Origin of the sequence: Pseudomonas sp. 5C2 (genome assembly GCF_034314155.1) — a bacterium.
Lineage (GTDB): Bacteria > Pseudomonadota > Gammaproteobacteria > Pseudomonadales > Pseudomonadaceae > Aquipseudomonas.
In genome coordinates this window covers 988,562-1,009,411 of the sequence record NZ_JAVIWH010000003.1, presented here as the reverse complement: position 1 = coordinate 1,009,411, position 20,850 = coordinate 988,562, and the positions used below count along the sequence as shown (strand labels likewise).

Below are 20,850 nucleotides of genomic sequence, written 5' to 3'. Positions count from 1 at the left end.
GGCTTATTCGCAGACAAGTCAGCTCCTACGGACGAGAGCGTTCCATTATGGGAGCAGGCTTGCAACTACGCGTCCCGCTGCGAAGCGGTCATCAACTTACCCCGCTACCCAATGCTCCCTTCACCTGATCCAACAACCCCATCTTCGATTCATCGGGCAACGTGTCGAGCAGGTCCTTAACCTTCGCCAAAGCCTTCGCCGTTTCCGTGGCCTTGAGCAGTTTTTGCAACTCAGGCGTGGTCGCGGTTTCTGCGCTGAGGGGCGGCGGTGTGGGCAAGGCTTTCACCATTTTCAGCATATCGCCAGGGTCTTTGCTGAACGCCCGAATGTTGTCGAGATTGTCCAGCATCGGCAGGGCGATGCCCGTGACAGAATCAAACGCGCTGACTTGCGGAAAGCCCACCTTGCCGCGAAACACGGGGATGCCCAGCGATGGAATCAGCAGACCCACCAGATAACGCGGGTCGTGGCGCTTGATGCTCAAACCGACACTGGCCACCGCAATACCGACCCCAATCACTTGCCCGGCCCTCGCCACCGGCGACAGGGACTTGTTGGATTCGTTGTCGAAAAAGATGCAGCGGTAGCGGAAGTAATCACTGAACACTTCGCGCTCGCCCAAGGCCGTTGAGTTCATGAACCAGGCGCGTGAATCATGGACCTGCTCGTCGAAAAAGTCGGTGAGCGTGCGAGCGGTGTCGGTCAGGGGCTCGGCGGTTTTTAAGTCATAGAGCGCCAGGTAAGCCTGGTTACCAAAGGTGCGCAGGTCACGGTATTCCTGGGCTTCATCCTGCTCGTTGGTCAGGTATATCAACCCCCCGAACAGCAGATGAGGAACGGTCGCCCAACTGATGGCGTCACCGGCCAACGCCAGCGACCAGTTGCTCGGGTCATAGTCACGACCGAATTCGATCATGGCCCTGTCCATCTGGCGCTGATCGAGCGTGGGTTCAAAGGCTTTATGGGTATTAAAGTCGATGGGTTGTGCCGCGCCGACGCGTTGTTCATAACCCTGTTTGAGCGCCCGATATTCCTGATGCGTTGCCAGCGTGCTGCCTGACAATTCCTTGAGCGGTTGGCCCTCATGGCTGGCCTTGTTCTCGGCCAGCTGTCGCTCATGCAGCGCTTTAAGGGCATCCCATTCCTCCTGGGTCATGTCCTTGCCGTTGACATGCTGGTAGGCGGAGGTTGTCCTGAAGTGATAGCTGCCATACCGATTGATCCGCCACCCCGTCAGCAGCGCCTGTTCACCGGCCAAGGCGTCTTCCAGCGGGCCGGTTTTGTGGTGGGCGAGCCAGGTGTTGAAGCGGAGGGTGAGGGTTTCGGAGATGGCGAAGGCTTTGAATGTTTTAGCGTCCATTTCCAGCCAAGGCCATTTCGCTTTTTGCTCGTCGCTGAGTGCAATCGATGGCGCCTGCAACGGAGCGCCGACTGCGTAGGCTTCAGCGTACATATGCTGCAACGGAAGTTGCGACATTACGTCCTGAGGACCGCCCAGCGACTTGCCCTGATCGCCCGGCGAATACCCACCACCGACATCGGAGTGCATGCCGGGGTACAGGTATTCGACCGTGTTGGCGCGGTAGGTCGAAGGGCAACTCGGGTCATCGGGGTCGTTCTTGCGCCGAATCGAGTCCACCGGGAAACAGGTGCGTTGCTCATGGGCGGCGACCAGATGCACGCAGCGCTCCAAAAACTTCTCCGAGTCCGACAGGCGCATGGAGTCATCGGCCCACCCCATATGGCCCTCGGCGAACGGCATCGCGTAGGCCATGCCGGTGGAGGCCACGGTGTCGAACAGGCCCAGGAAGGCAATGCAGATCGGTAGGCCAGCAAACAGGTAACAGGTTTCACCCTCGACCTCGACTTGGGTCAAACTTTCCAGCCAGGTGGCAAAGGCCCGGGCTTCGGCGGCGCCCCGGGAAAAGCCATACACGTACAGGCGCAGGCCGATGATCCGCGGCTGGGTCTTGCGCACATGCACAAAGTCGACCTTTTTTTGCAGCGCCAGCAACGGCGCGTGCAAGGCCTCTCGCCGACGGCTGTCACCGCTCTTGAGCAACGTCGCGCCGAGCATCTCTTCAGTGAACGAGGTGCCCATTTTCTGCACCAACTCATAGGCGTCTGAAGGTTTGAGACGTGGTTCACCGCAAGCCCGACCCACCGCATCCAGCAGGCGCGTGATACCCCAATTGATCCGGTTCTCACCGCCGACCGCGCCGATCAGCCCCAGGTCTCGTGGTTCGAACTCGCCGATCTCCTTGAACTCGGTGCCGACCCCTTGCATGTAATAGGCGTAAAACCCGTTTGTGTTCGCCCGGCTCTGCTCTGTGCCTGAGTCGGCACCGACGCTGGCGTGGTAAAGCCGCGCCACGTTGCTGGTGCTCGGGGGTTGACCGAGTTTGTCTGAAGGTTCGTGGTTGTTGGTGCCGTCGAAACACAGGGAGATGTTCAGCACATTCATGCACGGCGGGCCGGTATACGTTTCACCCGCCGCCTCGGCGGCGCGTTCAGCCGCATAGCCGGCCAGAAGCTCGGGCCGAAATTGTGTGCGGTAGTTAAGCCCCACATCCTCGGACGTGCGCGGCAGCAGCCCCTCTTTGGGGAACGGCGGGGTCGGCGTTAAAGGCGCCGGGGCCGGGCGTTGAGAGCCTGAATTCAAAGTGTTGGACATACCGAGGGCTCTTCCATTCTGGACGGGTAGTTGAAGGGATAACCGGCGTTGCCGGGCGTAACGGCGACAGCCGAAACGGCAACTTGGTTGCAGGGCAAGAAATGAACATCGATGACGCCGAGTTCTTCATACGGCGCCACCTCCACGACGGCGCGATGGCGGGTGTTTTTAGACTCGTGTTCCTGCATTCGCTTGTTCCAAGCGTCGCTGAACGGGCGCTCAGGCCATTTGCCATAGGCGTGCGGCGTCGGATCCTTCTCCCACTCCACCACCACGGTCAGCCCGGGATGCCACTTGCGCGGCAGGCTCACGCAGCAGTTCTGCTTGCCGCCCCCGCCGTAAGGGCCGATGTTCGGGCCGCCGTTACCGTTGACCATGAAGTAATTGATCGCCGCCGAGGTATGGCTGTAGCCCTCGATAGGCGCGCCAAGTCGGTCGGGCAATGATTGGCTGCACGCTTGCAGCGCAAGGCAGGCGAGCGCAGTCGCCGCCCAAAGCGCTGGCCTTCGGCGTGGGGTGCCAGGGTTTAGGGTGCGGGACATACGGCAGGGACTTCCATTTTGAGGGGGTAGTTGTAGGGATGATTGGGGCGACCGTGGTAGCTAGGACTGGCGGCGACCTTGACTTGATCGCAAGGCAGAAAATGCACATTGACCAGCCCGAGTTGCTCATACGGCGCCACCTCCACGACGGCGCGATGGCGGGTGTTGTTGAGCTTCTCTTTCTTCATTCGGACGTGCCATGCATCAGAAAACATGGGTTCAGGCCATTTGCCGTAGGCGTGCGGCGTCGGATCCTTCTCCCACTCCACCACCACGGTCAGGCCGGGATGCCACTTGCGCGGCAGGCGCACGCAGCAGTTCTGCTTGCCGCCCCCGCCGTAAGGGCCGATGTTCGGCCCGCCGTTGCCGTTGACCATGAAGTAGTTGATCGCCGCCGAGGTATGGCTGTAGCCCTCGATAGGCGCGCCAAGTCGGTCGGGCAATGATTGGCTGCACGCTTGAAGCGCAAGGCAGGTCAGCGCAGCCGCCACCCAAAGTGCTGACCTTCGGCGTGAGGCGCCAGGGTTTAGGGTGCGGGACATACGGCAGGGACTTCCATTTTCATTGGGTAGTTGTAGGGGTGATTTGGGCGACCGTGGTAGCTAGGACTGGCGGCCACCTTGACTTGATCGCAAGGCAGAAAGTGCACATTGACCAACCCGAGTTGCTCATACGGCGCCACCTCCACGACGGCGCGATGGCGGGTGTATTTGGTTTCGTGTTCGTCCATTCGCTTGAACCATGCGTCGGAGAATCGAGGTTCGGTCCAATACCTCGAGGCACCAACATTCGGATCCTTCTCCCACTCCACCACCACGGTCAGGCCGGGATGCCACTTGCGCGGCAGGCGCACGCAGCAGTTCTGCTTGCCGCCCCCGCCGTAAGGGCCGATGTTCGGCCCGCCGTTGCCGTTGACCATGAAGTAGTTGATCGCCGCCGAGGTATGGCTGTAGCCCTCGATAGGCGCACCCAGTCGGTCGGGCAGTGATTGGCTGCACGCTTGCAGCGCAAGGCAGGTCAGCAGGCAAAGCGCGAACGGGCGCCTCATGCCAAGCCACCGTTCTGCGGCAGGTCTTCGGGCAGGTGTCGGGCCAGCCACTCGATCATAAATGCCCGGTGTTCCTCGCCTTTAAGGCGGCGGTCACTGGCGGCGAGGTGCCCCAAATACAGCAGGGAGACCAGTTGTTCCTTGCCGACCCGGTAGTTCCGTTTGCACAGACCGTGGGTTTCTTCCCATTGCTCGGCAGCACTCCAGGTGCACACGGACTCGACCTGAAACGCGTCCATCATCAAGGGCGTACGGGGGCGGGTAAATTCGTGAAAGGGGAGGTTGTAGCCACCGATGATCTGCGCTTTGCGATCGCGGTCGGTCCAGTGTCAACTGATGACGGGGGCATGGAAATCGCGAGCCGCGTCTTCGATAAACACGCCACTGATGTGCTTGAACAACCGGTTGTCGTAGTAACGCAGGATGCCGCTCTTGGCGCCTTTGTCCCAATGCGCCTGGGTGTAATAACGCAGGTGCTCACTCAACACGTCGAACGGCCAGGGGCTTAACAGCGACAGCACGCGGGACTCGCGTTCGAACGCCCTGACAAACGCGCCCAGCCAGTTCATTTGGGCCGTATGTGCCCAGAACACGCGAACATGCACAGGGCCTTGTGCGGCCAGTGCGTGTTCAGGCGTGCCCTCAAGCAACGGGGTGTGCAAGGGCGGCGGGTCGAGTTCGGCCAGCCGTTGCAGCAAGGGGTAATCCAGCAACGTGGCGTTGATGATCATGTCGAGGTGGTCGAGGCTTGCTGCGTCGGCGTGTTGTTTCAGGTCGCGCAGACACGCGGGGATTTCAAAGTCCATGGTGGGGTCCCGAAGTTGGTAGGTAAAAGAACTGGAGCATTAGCGGGTCGCAAAGCCCTCGAGTTTTTTTTGAGCCGCCTGGAAGCACTTTTCACACACCGCTGGCTCCGGCAGCACCTCAACGGGCTCCGGTTCGTGCTCCCAGGAAAATTCCGGCAACGACGGCGACAGCGCCATCAATCGGCCGGCGGCTTCTTGTGCGCTTTCGCCGGGCAGTTGTGGCCGTTGAATCGCGGGCGGGGTGCCGGGGATGGGGGCACCGCCGACGGTGATCAGGCTGCTGCTGAAAATCCCGGCCGGGGTGAACACCAGGTGCTGGCCTGCGCCCTTGAGCGTGAGAAAACCCTGGGCATCGATGGCCACGTTGATACCCGATTGCAGGTGCAGATCCTGCCCGGCGCGGATGACGGCGGCTTGCCCGACCTGGGTGTAGCTGCTGCCCGCGATGTTCAGCGAGTCGTCGGCGTTGAGCTGGGTTTTGCGCAGGCCATGGGTGGTGTGGTGTTCTTCGGCGTGGTATTCGCTGTAGGCGTTGGCTTTGATGGTGGTGTGCTGTTCGTTATCCACCTCAAGGGTGTGGTCGTTGCGGGCGAGGGTCAGGAAGTCGCGTTGGGCGTGCAGGTAGATGCGTTCTTTGCCCTTGCGATCCTCAATGTGAACTTCATTTCCACCCCCTCCGCCGGGATAGGAAAGTGATTTGAATACGCTGCGGGTTTTATTGGCGGGCAGCGGGTAAGGCACGGTGTTGGCCTTGTTGAACAGGTAACCGGTGAGCATCGGCGAGTCGGGATCGCCTTCGTCATAGCCGATCACCACTTCCATGCCGACCCGTGGAATGACGCTGCTGCCGTAGCCACTGCCCGCCCAGCCAGTGACCACGCGCACCCAGCAGCTGCTGAGTTCGTCGGTTGAGCCGGACCGGTCCCACCGGAAACGAACTTTGACCCGGCCGTATTCGTCGCAGTAAATCTCTTCATCCTTGGGGCCGCAGACCGTGGCGGTCTGGCTGACCAGTACCACGGGCTTGGGGTGATCCAGTGGCGGTCGATAAATCACGTGCTCAGGGGTGGCGGTGAAGGTGTTCTGGTAGCCCTGGACAAAACCGTCCTTCGCTTCGGGGGCCGTGCTGTTAAGGGCTTCCATCACTTGCGGAGCCCGGCCACGGTGAGTGAGGTGATTGAGCAGCCAGTGAGTGTTCCAGTCCTTGCGCGGATGGTCCTCAAGGGCAAACAAGTGGCCGCTGAGCAGCATCGGCTGGTCGCTTGCCCCGCGCGCCACGCACGCGTTCAATTGGAGTCTTTCCAGCGATTTACGCGCAACCTGCCGCCCGTGGTCTGCGGTTTTGAAATACGCGGGGTAGGTGAAGTTTTCCAACTCCTGAAAGTGATCCCACGCCTCGCGATCATCGCCTCTGGAGGCTGATTCCAGAGGACGGCTCGATGTTTCAAAGTCGTAGTGACGGCGGGTGACCCGCGAGGTTCTGCCTTTGATCCCCACGCTGAACGACTTAACGGCCACGGTCTCCGCGTTCATGCCGTTGTCGGGTACATAAACCGTGGACTCAGGCAGACGATTGAACCGGTCCTGGTGGTCAGCGAAGACCAGGATGTGGCTGTTTTGACTGTGTTCGAAGCGAAAACTGAGGCCTTCTTCCTCGCACAAGCGTTGTACGAAATACAAGTCGCTCTCTTTGTACTGGGTGCAATAGTTCCGGGGCTCATAGTGTCGGGCATCCAGCTCGAAGCGATAGCGATAGCGATCCGAGAGGATGCCGTGCTCTTCCAGCACCTGGGCGATGATTTGTTTCACTGTCTTTTTTTGAAAGATGCGCTGGTTGGTCCGGTGCTCAAGGTAAAACAGCTGTGGCACCAGTTTCAGGTGGTAATGGGTGGCTTTCCAGTGGGTTTGGCCTTGAACGAACTCGTGGATCAGGCCATGAAAGCCATAACCCTTTTTACCGCCGAGGGAGAGGAACGCGGACTTATGCAGATAGTCATTCAGGTCCAGCGCCGGGCGGTCACTGACCAGTTCAATATCGAAACAAAATGGCTGGTTTAACCCTTCCTGCCCCGTGAATTGAAGAACCTGCAGGTTGTAATCCCGCTTTAGCCTGGCAATGGTCAGGCTAAAGTCTGGCTGATTAGCTAATGTCGGCATTCCGCTGTCCTGGCTTTTGTAAGGAGAGTTGTCCAAGGCATGTTCGGTGAAAGGTTTTTTATCGTCTGTAGGCCAAATCCTTGCCGTGTTGCAGGAAAGGTCTGAAATGTTGACCCATAAAAAAACCGCTGTTCGTGAGAACGGCGGTTTTGGGGTGGCGGGGGGGATATTTGAATGGAATAGAAACAATAAAGTTGGCGCTGGCATTCGATAGCGATGCAGTGGAATCCGTTAGACACAACGCTCTAACTCGCCTCCCTTCAGCCCTTCCTGGCCGAAACCGGTTGATTCCTGACCAGCGCTGACTCGACCAAAGCCTGTGCTGTTTCCAGCAAGTGGACGGCGGCCAGGGCCAGTTTGCGAAGGGTGTTTCTGGAGGACGGCAGGGGTTAATAACGCCATGCCCTCCAGCTTCAATGGATTTTTCCGTACCCAAAAAAATGCCCGCACAGACGTTTCGGTCTGCCGGGCATTTTTGGCGGAGCTGGATTAACTCAAATCGAACGGCTGAGCGCTCAGCGCTTGGACACCACGCTTGGCGTGCCCAATCGGATGATTTTCGGAAAGTCGCTCAGGGTCACTGACGCACTGCACCCGGAGGCATTGCAGGCCCAAGGCTCGCCGCTGTCATGCAGGCCTTTGCCGGGTTCTGCGGTGTCGATGAGTTGAACGTTGCCTTTGAGTTGGGTGCTGCTGAGCACGTTTTTCTGCCGTGATCGGCTGGCTGTCCAGGCGACGACGACGCGCTCCGGGCCTTTGTGGAAGTTGAGCAGGTAGACGTCGTCGGCCTGGACGCTGGCGTCGGCGTCGTAGGTGTATTCGCGCAGTATCGGGCTGATGGCCTTGAGGACGCTGTAAGCGGGTTTTGGCTGGAGGTCCGGTCGCAGCAGGCCGAAGTTATGTTCTTGTTCGCCTTTGTCCTGGCCGTCGTTGAGCAGGTCATACCACCACATCCCTTTGATATTGGGGATGGTCCGCGCCAGGAAATAGCTGCGCGCAAGGTAGGACGATTGTTTGGCTTCACTGATCCCGCAGTTGCCTTGGTGGCTGGGCCAGCTCATTTCGGTCAGGTAAATCGGGACCGCTTTTTTGGCACGGTCACGCACCTGGGCTTCGTAGCCCCGCATCCAGTTGGCCCAGCTTTCAGGGGTGTTGCGCGCCATGCTCATGCAATGCACGTAAGGGTGCAGGGACAGACCGTCCACCTCGTTCAGCGTCCCGGCATCGATCAAGCGATCAACGAAGCCGTCGAGCATGCCTTTGGATGTCACGGCGCCGGCGAGTACTTTTGCATGTGGATTGTTTTTGTGAACCCATGGGACGACGCTTTTGGCCAGCGCGGCATAGTCGGCGCTCAACGCCGGGTCTTTCGTGCCTTCCATGTCCCACTCGTTCCAGACTTCGTAAAAATCGACTCTGCTCCCAAACCGGCGGCTCACGAAATCGATGTAGTTATGGTAGGCGGCTTTGACGTTGGGCGTGCGCGGCTTGGCACCGTCGTAGGGAACGGCGCCGTAACCAAAAATCAGCATGGTGCTCAACTGCAGGTTTCTGGCGCCGTTAAGGTACGTTTCCCACGACGGAAGAATACGCAGCTGATTGCGCGCAGGTTCGGCGGTCGACCAGAAGGCATCGTCGCGCACGGACGTGATGCCAGCGTCTGCAGCGGATTGCAGGGCGCGTTTCTGTAGGGTTTGGGATTCCATCAAGTGGGTGCCAACCCCCACGATGAAGACGTCTTCGGCGCGGGTTGTGTTGGTGAGCAGCAGGCCCATAAGGCATACGAAAATACTGAGGCGAAGGTTTGTTTTCATTGGGCTTCTCAACGCTGGTCGGGCAGGGCTGACGACAGGGTGTCGAGGGGGGGCGTGAGCGCCAGTGCGGGGCTGGCGTGGTCTTGGGGGCTGAGTGTGCGGTTGAGTGTGTGACCGATTGCCAGCCCCAGAAACAGGTTGGACATGGTGACCTCGAACATGTCCGTGGTCCAACTGATCACACAGATGCAAAAGGTGACGGCCAATAGCGCGCGGTCCATACGGGTTGTCGAGTAATCACGCAGCAGGAACAGTAGCGGCAGTTGCAGCATGTACAGCAACACCCCCGCGAAGCCGAAAATAGCCCACAGGTAAACGGCGGTGTTGTCCGATGTGCCGAGCATATCGGCATGGGGCACAGGGGACACAAACCCACGCCCAGCCAGCTCCAGCCCTCATTGGCGATCAGGATGATCAGATGTGGCCAGGTATTGACCAGGCGATCATAAAACGAGGCCAGGCCTCCGCCACTGTTGCTGCTGGCCGCATTGGGGTCAAAGTCATGTAGCACCCCCATGGCGGGCAAAATCACGCCCATCGACACGGCGATCACGAAAATCCATGCGCTGGTCCAGCGGTAGCGAATGAGGGCCAGCAGCCCCAGGGTGCATAGAAAGGCCACGGTTGGGGTTTTGCTGGTGGTCAGGAGAATGCTGAAAAACGCTACGACACACACCGTGGCGAACAACATCCGGGAGCGGATGAACATCAGCAGATAAAGACTGAAGATCGCAATCGTGATCGACAATACGTTGGACACACGAGCAAACCCGGCGAGTCGATCGACGTCGTCTGCAGTCCACGCACGGTTGGCACTCAGCTCAATCGATCCGAGTTGGTAGGTGTAACCCTTCCAGGGCACCGTGGTGTATTTATCCAGAAGAACCCCGACCACCGAGGCGACCAGGCACAGGGCGACACACTTGCCTAACAGGCTTCTTTGATTGATCAGGTGCTCGCTGCAGACTATCGCGAACAGGAACGGGCTGATGGCGAACAGGCTGAAACCTACATTGTTCAGGCTGGCGCCGTGGAGGAGGGCCAGTTGACTGGATAACAGCAGTAACAACAACCCGATCCAGAATAGGCGCGAGGTTTTGAAGGTCAGTAGCTCCAGCGCGAAGAGCACGGCACACCCCATTTTAGGCAGGTACAGCAGCGTCGAAATCCCCGCCATATCGAAGTAATAGCGTAGGGCGCCGGAGAAGGTTTCGACCACGATCAGGCTGATGGCCACCCAGATGACCAATGTCGATTTATTGAATGAAAGAATCGAAGGCTTTTCAGTTGAGGCGGAAGGGGAGTTCGACATCATGTTTTGCTGCCCTCTGAAGCGCGTAGATAAAGGATGTTTGTTCGCCATCGCGCACGGCAAAGCTACCGCCTATAGAACAGCCACTAATGGGGGTTCAATCGAGGACGGAGGGCGTGATGTGAGAGGCAATTAGCGGTATATCAACGTCACTTGCGAACGCTGTCAAATCAATTCGTCAATCTTTTAACGGAAGACCTTTGCCTGTGATTTCTTGTAATCCCAAGTTATTGAAATATATAGGTGATGAAAAATTGACGTGGTTTTTTAGTGCATCAACAAGCCAGAACCAGGGGAGCGGCGTTTTGCAAGGTAGTTGTCGCGTCAGCTGTGTTTTATGCGGCTATTTTCAGTGTCGGTAACTCCCTTTCCGGATTGAGTGTGACCGCGCCGATGGGCTGCCAATTGCGTGTCGCACCTGACCAGCGATGTGGATGTTGATTACGAGCTTGCTGATACAGGGCATGACGCTTGGCCAAGATCTCTTGATCATCTCCTCGATGACGCTGCGCCGGGGTCACGAAGCGGATGCGGCTGTGGCGGTGTTGGTGGTTGTACCAGCGGATAAAATCGCGCACCCAGCTGCGTGCCGCGTCCAAATCTGCAAAACCACCAGGAGGCCATTGCGGGCAATATTTCAGGGTTCTAAACAGCGATTCTGAGTAGGGATTATCGTTACTCACCCGTGGTCGTCCGCGTGACGGGGTGATGCCGAGTTCGTACAGTTTGCTCAGCAACGTCACCGATTTCATCGGTGCACCGTTGTCCGAGTGCAGCACTAGGGGCCGTCCGGCGCAGCGTTCGGTGAGCACGGTGCGCTGCATCAGTTCGGCCGCCAGCTCGCCACTTTCTTGCTCGTAAACTTCCCAGCCCACGGCCTTTCGGCTGTAGATGTCCTCGATCAAATACAGATAGTAGTACTTCCCACGCACTGGCGATGGCAAGTAGGTGATGTCCCAAGACCAGACCTTATTGGCTGTGGTTGCGCTGTGAGTTGTCGGCGCAGCATGCTTGTGCGGTGCATGGCTGCGGCCACGTCGGTGCTGCTGATCAGCTTCCTTCAGGACGCGGTAAAAGGTTGCCTCTGAGGCCAGATAACGACCTTGATCGGCCAGTATCGGGACGATCTGGCTGGGCGGCAGGCTGACGAATGGCGGACTGTTGCAGACCTCTAAAATAGCGCAACGCTCCTGTTCACTCAGGGCATTAAGTGGTCGCGGACGTGACGTGGTGGTGCGCACGTCGGCCTGCATCACAGGCGTCAGCGCCCAGCGTTGCAGGCTGCGCAGCGACAGCCCGATCTCCGCGCTGGCAATAGTTTTGCGTGCACCAGAAGCAACGGCTTGGTTAAAACGTTCAACGAGTTGTTGCCGTTCTGGCAGCGAGGTCAGACGTCCTCGCTGTCGTTTCCCCAGAAGGCATTCATCTTTTTTCGCAGCACCAGAATCGCGGCGGTTTCTGCGAGCGCCTTGTCCTTGCGCCGCAGTTCACGCTCCAACTCGGCGATGCGTTTTTTGTCGGCGCGCGCCTGTTCTCGCTCGGCCTGGCGCTGTGCCTGGGCTGTTAGCTGGCCACTGATGCAGGCCTGTCGCCAAGCGCCGATTTGCTCGGGGTACAAACCCTTGCTGCGACAGTATTCGCTAAGCTCGATCTCGCTCAACGTGGCCGTGTGCAACACCGCTGCGAACTTGGCTTCAGCCGACCAGTTATCGGCACTGCTTTTATCTCCGGGCACCACTGCGCCTCCTGCTTTGAGCTTGGTTCGCCAAGCATACAGGGTGGCTTGAGAGATGCCTTCTTGACGCGACAACTCGGCCACGGACATGTTTTGAGGCGGCAGCAATTTGTTGATAAGGGCCGCTTTACGCTCAGGTGAATAGCTCGACATTACAGCTCTCTTTGGCGCCCCCGATCTATCGTTTTGATAAATCAGCTCAGGCGACAACTAGCCTGACACCGGGGGGGAGCTCTATGGCTCTAAAACTTTACATACCTGTAAAGAAGGCTGACGCTTTTGCACGCGCCAGCCTTAAACCCCGCCCTTGGTTACTTAGTTATAGCGGCGTTTGTCGGCTGCGGGAGGGAAATACTGATAAAGCCAGGTTTCACTCAGTGTCCGGTCATGGGTGCGAATGAACAGACGCAGTTCGACCGGCGCGACCGAGTCGCTGTTGGGGTACCAGTCGAACGTTATGCGGTAGCCTTTGATGTCCGGGATCAGCAATACATTGAAGTCTTTCACTTCGCCGCTGGATACCGTGATCACTGGTTCGATACCTGTGCCTTCGGCCAGTCTTTCCAGACCTCCGCCGGTGAAGTCGACGGCAAAGCGACGGGCCCAGACTTCCGGGTAATGCTCGCCTGGAGCCCAACCTTCGATGAAGCCGCCCATGCCTGAGCGGGTAGCGTGCACGCGGGCCAACGGGGTGCCAACGGGTGGCAGGGCGCTCCAGTAGAGTTTGTAGCCGAAGTTGAGCGAAGTTCCTGCGGTGACGGGGGCTTTCGGTGTCCAGAAGGCCACAATGTTGTCCAGCGTCTCGCCGGTGGTGGGGATTTCCAGCAGGTCGATAGAGCCTTCGCCCCACGCGGTAGTCGGCTCGACCCACAGGCTCGGCCGGCGGCTGTACCAGTCCACCGTGTCCTGATAGCTGGAGAATTCGTGATCGGTCTGTACCAGGCCGAAGCCTTTGGGGTCTTTGTCGGCAAAGGCGTTGAATTGCAGGGTGGCCGGGTTGTTCAGCGGGCGGCAGATCCACTCGCCGTTGCCACGCCACATAGCCAGACGGTCGGAGTCGTGGATCTCGGGATGAATGGTGTCGCACATTCGCCGTTCATGGGTGCCGCAGCTGAACATGCTGGTCATCGCCGCGATCCCCAACTGCTCGATGGCTTGCCGCGCATTGATGTGCGCGTCGATGGCCATGACCACCTGACTGGCCTGGCAATCGATGTCGAAGCGATAGGCGCCTGTCGCGCTGGGGGAGTCCAGCAGGGCGTAGACGACGAAGCGGGTATGGTCCTTGGTCGGTGTTTCAAACCAGAACTTGGTGAAGTTGGGGAATTCTTCCTTGCGCTTGGCATAGGTGTCGATGGCCAGGCCGCGAGCGGAGAGGCCGTACTGCCCGGAGCTGTCGACGGCACGAAAGTAGCTGGCGCCGAGGAATGACAAAACGTCGTGAGTCGCAATTTCCGGTGCCTTGAACAACTTGAAGCCGGCAAACCCCAGATCGCCCTTGAGCTGGGCCTTATCCACGCCGCTGCTTTCGTAGTTGAACAGCTGCGGGCGGAAGTGCACCTCGCGCGCCTCCTTGGTTTGAGGGTCGACGCTGTACATGCGCACGGGCTGTTTGAAGCCCATGCCCACATGGAAAAACTGCACATCCAGTTGACCCTTGATGTCGTTCCACAGTGAGTGCGCGGGATCGTACTGGATGGCGTTGAATTGCTGTGGGGTCATCTTCGCCAAGGTCGGCGGCAATTGTTGGCTGGTATCGACGAAGGGGTTGCCGGCCAGTTGCTTGGCATGAGCTTGCAGGGCCTCGAAATCGAAATGCTCGATCTCGCCGTCGGCCGTGGCTGCCATAGCGCGTGCGGCAAACAGCCCGGCAGCGGGCAAGCCGGTATAGGCCGCCAGGGCCAACGATGCTTTCAGAAGATTCCTGCGATTCATAAAGGTGACGCCTCTCAGGTGATGCTGTGCCGCCCTGCACATACGCGTGGGAAATGCGCCCGATCAAGCCCTCGGTCGCATGGAACTGCCCATTACTAGATAACAAAGTGGGCCGCTGGTTCGCGAAATGGGTGAAAAAATCGATATCGGTTTATCAGGAGGCGATATTAATGGATGAATATTTCTTGAGAAAGTCGGTTTCGAGGTGCCAAGGGCATAGCCGTTGCCCCTCAATTATTTGCTCAAGGGAATGGCAGCGTCATCGTTACTCATGGGCTAACTTCTGGATAACGGAGGACGCGTAGACGGCCTGCGGAAAACCATTCTGATCACGTTAAGCAATTGAATGATGACCGAAATATGATTAGGGCGACGCGTGAAGGTCAAGCCAGCGTGTCCGCAAAAGGTGCAATCGGTCGACAAAAATCCCGAGATTTCTGTTATATCGTAACGTTCATGGAGCATTGCCCGGCAACACGCTGCCAGGGTCGATGCAAAGGGCGGTTTTTGATGGGCAGTTTGTCTTCACTATTGAACAAGGTCTGGAGTGTCGATGCGGGTTGATCTGGATGTTGAAAGTGTGGGCCTTGATGGCTTGCCGCGCTTTCAAAGAGCCGAGTTTCACGCCCGACGTTTGTTGCGGCTGGCTTATGGCCTGGCAGGCTTGGGGTTGTTGGCCTTTATCCTGGCGTTGTTTGTCATGCTTTTTTCATCCACTTCATTGTGGTCGGCAGTGCTGGTCAACAACGCTGCAGCCCTGTGGTTGGTGGTCGCGGGTTTGCAGTCGGCTTACTGGTGTGCCCGTTGGCGCGCGCAGACCCTGGTCGCGGAGCGGGGCGCGGGCGTCGTCGGGCAACCCCCTGAAGAGGAAGAATCGGCTCCGGCACAAGCACCCGGCTGGTACGAGCGCTTGCTCGGCCGGATTAGCGGCAGTGGCTCGTCGCTGCTGACCCAGGTTGGTTTGCCAACGTTGTGGCTTGGCGGCTGGGCGCTGTTGGTGATGTTTGCGGTAAATAGGGTCTGGAACTTGAACCTTGTCGGTTCGAGCCTTGGGCCGACGGGCAACGTGGCGGGGGGGATCAGCCTCCTGCTGGCTTTCGGGCTGCTGGTGCTGGAGCGTCAGTTGAGCCATGAGCTCACGGCTGAATGGCCTGAAGCCGAGTCATTGGCACAACTGACGCGGGTGGCGATTGCCTGCCTGCTGCTCAGTGCGCTGTGCCTGTTCTTCTCGACGCCCGACCGCATCTGGCCGGCGCGGCTTGCCGTGCTGATGGGTCTATTACCCGGTCTGGTGGCGCTGGAGTTGCTGCTGCGTGCATTGACGTCCTTGTTCAGCCCGCGCAACGAACGTATCGAGCCGCGCCTGTTGGCCCAGAGTTTTATGGCTGGCCTGCTGCGCTGGCCGCCGCAGCCGTTGCTGGCTTTGCGGAATGAACTGCACAATCGATTCGGCATCGATCTGCGTCAAATTTGGGCGTTTACCTACATGCGCCGCGCCTTTTTGCCGGTTATGGGAGTGGTGGTGGCGCTCGGCTGGACGCTGACCGGTGTGCATGAAATTCCCATACAGGGGCGCGGCATCTACGAGCGTTTTGGCAAGCCGGTGGAGGTGTTCGGCCCTGGGTTGCATGCGGGCTTGCCATGGCCATTCGGTCGGGTGCTGGCGGTGGAAAACGGCGTGGTGCATGAGCTGGCAACCAGCGTCACCGAGGGCAACGCTGCCGAACAGGTTCGTGAGCCTGCCGAAGGCCCGGCTCCGCTGAGCGCCAATCGCTTGTGGGATGCGAGCCATATCAATGAAAATTCTCAGGTGATCGCCAGCAGCACGGGTGACCCGTCCGGCACTGGGTCCTCTGCGCAGAAGCAGAGCTTCCAGATCGTCAACATGGACGTGCGATTCGTTTATCGCATTGGCCTGACGGATCAGGCGGCGATGGCGGCGACCTATAACAGTGCCGACGTGCCGACGCTGATTCGCAGCACGGCGAGCCGGGTGTTGGTGCATGATTTTGCCTCGCGTACCCTCGATCAGTTACTCGGCGAGCAGCGCGCTACGCTGTCTGCCGATATTGGTAATGCGGTGCAAGCGGATCTGAGGACGCTGGACAGCGGCGTGGAAATTCTCGCGACCGTGGTCGAGTCGATTCATCCGCCAGCCGGTGCGGCCAATGCCTACCATGGCGTGCAAGCCGCACAAATCAGTGCTCAGGCGTTGATTTCCCGAGAGCGCGGTGCCGCCAGCGAGCAGTCCAATCTGGCGCAACTCAATGCCAGCGTGGCGCAAGACCAGGCCACCGCCGGTGCGCGCGAGGTGCTGGCCACGGCGCAGGGGGCGGACTTGCGCTTTAGCGCTGAACGCCAGGCGTATGCCCACGCCGGTCAGGCATTTTTGCTGGAGCAATACCTGACCCAGCTGAGCCAGGGTTTGGCCCACGCCAAGTTGCTGGTTCTCGATCATCGACTGGGCGGCGACACTGCGCCGACCATTGATTTACGCACGTTCACGCTACCGGCAGACCCAACGGCGCCGCGTAAAGCCGTTCATTAAGGAGTCATCCCTTGAGTCTGTTTCACTCCCATGATCACCACGGCCATCAAGACCATCAGAATCACGCTGGCCACGACCATGGCCACGCGGGACATCACCACGGTCATCATCATGGCGATGCCTCTGCGGCAGCCGGGTTTCCGTGGCGTCGAACCGCATTGGCAGCGCTGCTCATCGCGTTTGCCGTGGCCGCCGCGAGCCTGGTGCAAGTACGCTCGGGCGAAGCCACCGTTATCACGCGCTTCGGTAACCCCTCCCGCGTGTTGCTCGAGCCGGGTCTGAGCTGGCGCTGGCCGGCACCGTTCGAGGCGACCATTCCGGTGGATCTTCGCCTGCGCACCACCTCCAGTGGTTTGCAGGATGTCGGTACCCGCGATGGCCTGCGTATCATCGTTCAGGCCTATGTGGCCTGGCAGGTTCAGGGCGACCCGGACAACGTGCAGCGCTTCATGCGCGCGGTGCAGAACCAGCCGGACGAAGCCGCACGGCAGATCCGCACGTTTGTCGGCTCGGCGCTGGAAACCACGGCCAGCAGCTTCGATCTGGCCAGCCTGGTCAATACCGACGCCAGCCAGGTACGGATCGCCGACTTTGAAAACCAGTTGCGCCAACAGATCGATCAGCAATTGCTCACTACTTACGGCGTCCGCGTCTTGCAGGTGGGTATCGAGCGTCTGACCCTGCCGTCCGTGACCCTGAATGCGACGGTAGACCGGATGCGCGCCGAGCGGGAAACCATTGCCACCGAGCGTACGGCCGTGGGCAAGCGTGAAGCGGCGCAGATCCGTGCGGCCGCCGAGCGTGATGCGCGCATCGTCGAAGCAGACGCTACGGTCAAAGCTGCTGACATCGAAGCGCAATCGCGCGTCGAAGCGGCGCAAATCTACGGCCGTGCCTACGCGGGTTCGCCGCAGCTATACAACCTGCTGCGCTCGCTGGACACCTTGGGCACGGTAGTGACGCCGGGCACCAAGCTGATCCTGCGCACCGACGCGGCGCCGTTCCGCGTGCTGGTCGACGGCCCGCCGACGCTGGATGGTAAAAGCGGATCGCAACCATGAGTGACGTTACGCCTCAACGCCCCCCCGTCAACAGCCCCTGGCTGCAGGCGAGCCGTCTGGCGTTTCTCGGTTTGTATGCCGTCACGGTGTTGGCCGCGCTAGGCTGGGCGCTGTCGAATGTGCGCCAGATCGATCCGCAGAATCGCGCCGTGGTCATGCGTTTCGGGGCGCTGGAACGCATCCAGAACGCCGGACTGCTCACGGCATGGCCGCAACCTTTCGAGCAGGTGGTGTTGTTGCCCTCTGCGGACCGGGTGATCGAGCGCCGGGTCGAAACGCTACTGCGATCCAGGCTGGCCCTTGATGCTGATCGGGTCGCCAGTTTCGCCACACCGATGAGCGATGCGCTGTCTGGCTCCGGCTTTTTGTTGACCGGTGATGCTGGCGTCGTACAACTCGATGTGACGGCGTACTACAAAGTGACGGACCCGTATGCCTTCGTGTTGCAGGGCGAGCATGTTCTGCCTGCATTGGATCGACTGGTGAATCGCAGTGCTGTGGCGCTGACCGCTGCCCGCGATCTGGACACGATTCTGGTGGCCCGGCCAGAGATGGTCAGCCCCGACAGCAAGGCCGCTGAACGCCGTGAGCGTTTGCGTGGCGATCTGGTTCATGGCATCAACCAGCGCTTGGCCGATCTGGCCGCGACCGGCGTCGGGCTGGGTATCGAAGTCGCTCGGGTCGATGTGCAGTCAAGTCTGCCCACGACAGCGGTCGCGGCTTTTAACGCCGTTCTTACGGCCAGTCAGAAAGCGGATCAGGCGGTGGCCAACGCACGTACCGACGCAGAAAAGCTCACCCAGACCGCGACGCAACAGTCTGACCGCACCTTGCAAGTGGCCCATGCCCAGGCCACCGAACGCCTGGCCAAAGCACAGACCGACACGGCAACGGTCACCAGTCTGACGCAGTCGATTCATGACAAAAGCGACCCGGGCCTGCTGTTACGTATTTATCGTGAGCGTCTGCCAAAAATTCTCGGCCAGGCAGGCTCGGTGACCACCGTCGACCCCCATGACGATTCCCGCCTGATCATTCAGGGAGCAGAACAATGAGTGCCCACGCAGCCACTGAGTCCGCGGTCAGCATGCTGACCGGTTCTGAACAACGCAGTGCGGCCCGACAATTGACCCTGGCGATGCTTGCCCTGGGTTTGCTCGGTCTGGGCCTGGTCTGGCGTTTTGTTGCGCCCGAACAGACCGGTGTCAGTCAGGTACTGCTGGGCGTGGCGTCGTTGCTGGTCGCGGTGCCGGTGGTCAGTGCCGGTTGGCACAGCCTGCGTTACCCAAGTCTGCACGGCATCACCGACCAGTTGATCGCGCTGGCGATGCTAGGTGCCTGGGCCACCGGCGATCTGATGACCGCCGCCTTGTTGCCGATCATCATGATCTTCGGCCATGTGCTGGAAGAGCGCAGCGTCATCGGTTCGCAGGAAGCCATTCAATCCCTGGGCCTGCTGACCCGCAGCCAGGCGCGGTTGATTGACGCCGGTGGCACGGTTCGAGAAGTGGATAACTCAACCTTGGTCGCCGGCGATCAGGTTGAGGTGCGGGCGGGTGATCGGGTCCCGGCCGATGGCGTGGTGCGCTCCGGGCAAGCCAGTCTTGATACAGCACCGATCACCGGCGAGTCGGTGCCCCTGGAGGCCAAGGTCGGCATGGACGTGTTCGGCGGCGCGATCAACCTTGATGGCCTGTTGCGGATCGAGGTTACGCGTATTGGCAATGAATCAACGTTAGGAAAAGTGATCGCGCTGATGCAAAGCGCCGAGCGCTCCAAGCCACCGATTACTCGTCTGCTGGAGCGCTATGCCGGCAGTTACATGGTCTTGGTGTTGATGATCGCGGCCGTGACCTGGTTCATTACCAACGACGCGCAAGCGATGCTGGCGGTGCTGGTCGCCGCGTGCCCTTGCGCGCTGGTGCTATCAGCCCCTGCGACGGCGATTGCCGGGATCGCGGTGGCAGCTCGGCATGGAATTTTGATTCGTAGCTCGGCCTTTCTCGAAGAGTTGGCGGACCTGACCTCTCTTGTGGTGGATAAGACGGGCACGCTGACCTATGGCAGCTTGCGCTTGCAGTCCGTCGAAGCGGCATCGACTCCGCAGAACTACGTGTTGCCATTGGCTGCCAGCCTCGGCTCGGCCAGCAGTCACCCGGTCAGCCGCGCGTTGGCTGGGTTGGTGGACAAAGATCAGTTGTTGGCGCTGACCGACATTCGTGAACGTCAGGGCTTGGGCGTGGTGGCGCGAACCGAGCATGGCGAAGCCGCATTGGGCCGCCCTGAGCTGTTCGATGCGTTGGGCATTAGCACGTCACCGGTACCGACGCATGATGGCCCGATTGCCGGGCTCGCGGTCGACGGTGTTTTCCTCGCCTGGTTGTTGCTGGCCGACAGTCTCAAGCCGGAAGCCCGCCAGGCGCTCGCCGAGTTGCGTGAGCTGGGGCTGGGTCGACAACTGTTGTTGACCGGCGACCGTCAAAGTGTGGCCGACAGCCTGGCCTGCGAAGTGGGTATCAGTGATATCGAGGCCCAGGCGTTGCCTGAAGACAAACTCAATCGGGTCATGGGTGAAATCAGGAGCGGCTTTCGGCCCATGGTGGTGGGCGATGGCATCAACGATTCGCTGGCGCTCAAAGCCGGCGTGGTAGGGGTTGCGATGGGCGCGGGCGGCGCGGACATCGCGCTGGCTTCGGCTGACATCGTGTTGATCGGCAGTGACCTGCGTCGCTTGGGCACCTGCGTGCGCTTGAGCCGCCAATGCCGGCAGACATTGCACGTCAACGTCATCATCGGTCTGGGCTGGACGCTGGCCATCGTGGCCCTTGCCGCTTTCGGTTTGCTGGGTGCGGAAGGGGCGATGATTGCCGCCGTGCTGCATAATCTCAGCACCCTGTTAGTCCTTGGCAATGCAGGTCGTTTGCTGCGTTTTCAGGAGCCGTTGTTGAAACTGGAAATCAAGCCACAGGCCTGAATATCTGACCCTTTAGCCGAGAGTGCCGAGCCAGACCTCTCGGTTAAGTATAAAAATCAACTTGAGCTTTGAAGAACTCTGTTACAGATTAGGGGTCATTCTTACAGTGGGTAATCCATTGAAGGCTGGAGTTTGGCTCGCAACATCGGGTTAAAGGCGGTTGACCCAACGCTTCATGGCATCGTCAGAAGCTATAAAGCCAATAGCTGTGCAGCCCCATCGCTTGGGCTGCTGATGGACTACT

The 20,850-nt window shown here is 59.5% G+C and carries 14 protein-coding genes and 1 pseudogene; 4 read left to right on the top strand and 11 right to left on the bottom strand.

All coding sequences use genetic code 11. The features are described 5' to 3' along the window. Positions 1-91 precede the first annotated feature (91 nt). The 11 genes and pseudogenes from RGU44_RS19475 to RGU44_RS19420 form a co-directional block, all read right to left on the bottom strand. Positions 92-2,674, bottom strand: a complete 2,583-nt coding sequence (locus RGU44_RS19475; protein WP_322218669.1) for a DUF2235 domain-containing protein — start codon at positions 2,672-2,674, stop codon at positions 92-94. Next, the gene (locus RGU44_RS19470) at positions 2,659-3,216 is read right to left on the bottom strand and encodes a DUF3304 domain-containing protein (protein ID WP_322218666.1); all 558 of its coding nucleotides are present in this window, start codon (positions 3,214-3,216) and stop codon (positions 2,659-2,661) included. The genes RGU44_RS19475 and RGU44_RS19470 overlap by 16 nt, the downstream gene beginning before the upstream one ends. After that, entirely contained in the window at positions 3,201-3,758 is a 558-nt protein-coding gene (locus RGU44_RS19465; RefSeq protein WP_322218663.1) for a DUF3304 domain-containing protein, read from the bottom strand. Before RGU44_RS19465 ends, RGU44_RS19470 begins: the two co-directional genes overlap by 16 nt. After that, the gene (locus tag RGU44_RS19460; RefSeq protein WP_322218660.1) at positions 3,743-4,264 is read right to left on the bottom strand and encodes a DUF3304 domain-containing protein; all 522 of its coding nucleotides are present in this window, start codon (positions 4,262-4,264) and stop codon (positions 3,743-3,745) included. The genes RGU44_RS19465 and RGU44_RS19460 overlap by 16 nt, the downstream gene beginning before the upstream one ends. Next, complete coding sequence (locus RGU44_RS19455; RefSeq protein WP_322218657.1) at positions 4,261-4,506, bottom strand: hypothetical protein; 246 nt, start codon at positions 4,504-4,506, stop codon at positions 4,261-4,263. The genes RGU44_RS19460 and RGU44_RS19455 overlap by 4 nt, the downstream gene beginning before the upstream one ends. An 87-nt stretch (positions 4,507-4,593) precedes the next feature. After that, positions 4,594-5,070 carry a DUF4123 domain-containing protein gene (locus RGU44_RS19450; protein WP_322218654.1) on the bottom strand — a complete coding sequence of 159 codons (477 nt, stop codon included), beginning with the start codon at positions 5,068-5,070 and terminating at the stop codon, positions 4,594-4,596. 39 nt (positions 5,071-5,109) lie between these two features. Then, positions 5,110-7,227, bottom strand: a complete 2,118-nt coding sequence (tssI, locus tag RGU44_RS19445) for a type VI secretion system tip protein TssI/VgrG (protein ID WP_322218651.1) — start codon at positions 7,225-7,227, stop codon at positions 5,110-5,112. A gap of 515 nt (positions 7,228-7,742) precedes the next feature. Next, positions 7,743-9,041 (bottom strand): hypothetical protein, encoded by a 1,299-nt coding sequence (locus RGU44_RS19440; RefSeq protein ID WP_322177062.1) that lies wholly within the window; start codon positions 9,039-9,041, stop codon positions 7,743-7,745. An 8-nt stretch (positions 9,042-9,049) separates the two neighbouring features. Beyond that, positions 9,050-10,356: pseudogene (locus RGU44_RS19430) on the bottom strand (hypothetical protein). A 332-nt stretch (positions 10,357-10,688) separates the two neighbouring features. Beyond that, a protein-coding gene (locus RGU44_RS19425; protein WP_250690811.1) for an IS3-like element ISPpu4 family transposase occupies positions 10,689-12,241 on the bottom strand; the annotation gives its coding sequence in 2 pieces (ribosomal slippage) (positions 10,689-11,779 and positions 11,779-12,241; 1,554 coding nt in all). 162 nt (positions 12,242-12,403) lie between these two features. Next, positions 12,404-14,023 (bottom strand): glucan biosynthesis protein D, encoded by a 1,620-nt coding sequence (locus tag RGU44_RS19420; RefSeq protein ID WP_322177060.1) that lies wholly within the window; start codon positions 14,021-14,023, stop codon positions 12,404-12,406. 553 nt (positions 14,024-14,576) lie between these two features. Between RGU44_RS19420 and RGU44_RS19415 the strand changes: the two genes are divergently transcribed. From RGU44_RS19415 to RGU44_RS19400, 4 genes are read left to right on the top strand one after another with little or no spacing between them, the layout of a single operon-like run. Beyond that, complete coding sequence (locus RGU44_RS19415) at positions 14,577-16,571, top strand: protease modulator HflK (protein WP_322218642.1); 1,995 nt, start codon at positions 14,577-14,579, stop codon at positions 16,569-16,571. 11 nt (positions 16,572-16,582) lie between these two features. Continuing rightward, positions 16,583-17,632 carry a protease modulator HflC gene (locus RGU44_RS19410; protein ID WP_322177058.1) on the top strand — a complete coding sequence of 350 codons (1,050 nt, stop codon included), beginning with the start codon at positions 16,583-16,585 and terminating at the stop codon, positions 17,630-17,632. Then, entirely contained in the window at positions 17,629-18,687 is a 1,059-nt protein-coding gene (locus tag RGU44_RS19405) for a protease modulator HflK (protein ID WP_322218639.1), read from the top strand. Before RGU44_RS19410 ends, RGU44_RS19405 begins: the two co-directional genes overlap by 4 nt. Continuing rightward, positions 18,684-20,606: a cation-translocating P-type ATPase gene (locus RGU44_RS19400; protein ID WP_322218636.1), complete on the top strand. Its 1,923-nt coding sequence runs from the start codon at positions 18,684-18,686 to the stop codon at positions 20,604-20,606. Before RGU44_RS19405 ends, RGU44_RS19400 begins: the two co-directional genes overlap by 4 nt. Positions 20,607-20,850: the final 244 nt, after the last annotated feature.